Source organism: Methylobacterium sp. CCH7-A2, assembly GCF_001557075.1.
In the GTDB taxonomy this organism is placed as follows: Bacteria; Pseudomonadota; Alphaproteobacteria; order Rhizobiales; family Beijerinckiaceae; genus Allobosea; species Allobosea massiliensis.
Genome location: NZ_LSKN01000150.1, coordinates 1 through 231 on the forward strand (window position 1 = coordinate 1; position 231 = coordinate 231).

Sequence of the window (231 nt, forward strand, 5' to 3'; positions counted from 1 at the left end):
GCTGCCTCTGACCCGCTCCTTTGCGGCTGACGAGAGCGCCCTCGCATCGGCGCAGTGCCAGCGTGATCTCCATCTGTTCGGGGACGATGGCGGGTAAATCACCGGCCGGGTGCGAGCGCAGCTCGGCAGCCACGCCCGCCCAACCGCGGCCGACCGAACTGGCCAAGACGCCGGCTCGGGGAAATTTTCGTTCGCCATGCCGAAGCAGATCCATGGCGGAACATTCAGCAA

Annotated in this window: 1 pseudogene; it reads right to left on the reverse strand. The window is 66.2% G+C overall.

What is annotated here, in order from left to right:
- Positions 1-214: pseudogene (locus AX750_RS26730) on the reverse strand (AraC family transcriptional regulator); the annotation flags it as partial.
- Positions 215-231: the final 17 nt, after the last annotated feature.